This is a genomic window from Promicromonospora xylanilytica (genome assembly GCF_054782895.1).
Map to the genome: position 1 here is coordinate 1 of NZ_BAAGRP010000027.1, position 889 is coordinate 889.

Consider the following 889-nt stretch of genomic DNA (forward strand, 5'->3'; position numbering starts at 1 on the left):
CTCGTCGGGGTACTTCCGTGGTGCAACCATGCTCCAGATCCTTCCGGGTCTTCGATGTCTCCATCAAACCCGGGGCTTGACACCTGCGGGAGGCGAACGTGCTCAACGCGGATCAGTTCCGGGTGGTGGCGCGCAGGTTCGCGTCGGTGACCGACCCGGACACCGACGACATCGACGACGACCAGGCGGCCCGGGGTGAGTTCCTGGACCTGTCCAAGACGTTGGGTGGGTATCACGTGGCCGGGTTCCTCACTGACGAGCACGGACTGCTGGTCCAGAGCGCGCTGACCGCGGTGATGGGTGCCCCGGCCGCGGAGGACACCCGCACACCGGGGCAGCGCCGGGCGCAAGCCCTGGCGGACGTGGCGCGGGTCGTGCTGGACACGAACCAGGCCTCGCCGGGCGCGGCGATCGCCCCGCACCTGCATGTCACGGTGTCCTGGACCGAGCTGGAGACCCAGGTCACCCGCACCCGCGACGGCCTCTGCGTGACCTGCGGACACCCGACCACCACGCACCGAACCCAAGCCGGCACGACCGGCACGACCGGCACGACCAGCACGACCAGCACGACCAGCACGACCAGCACGACCAGCACGACTGGCACCACCAGCACGGGCGCGGTCGGCGCCACGGGCACGGCCGGTACAACGTCGCTGTCCGGGCTGCTCTCGGGTGGTGGCCCGGTGTTCACCGAGACCGGTGGTCGTGCGCCACGCGCGTTGTTGCGGCGGTTGGCGTGTGACAGTGCGGTCACCAGGATCGTGTTCGGTCCCGATGGTGCGGTACTGGACGTCGGGCGCGCCCAACGGACCGTGACCGGGCAGATGCGGCGTGCGGTCATCGCCCGCGATCAGCACTGCGTGTATCCCGGGTGTGACCAGCCGCC

General features: G+C 70.2%; 1 protein-coding gene. It reads left to right on the forward strand.

Annotated features, from left to right (window positions below):
• Positions 1 to 98: 98 nt before the first annotated feature.
• The coding region (locus ACYVK7_RS17595; RefSeq protein WP_460889023.1) for a DUF222 domain-containing protein at positions 99 to 889 on the forward strand (791 nt) is incomplete at its 3' end.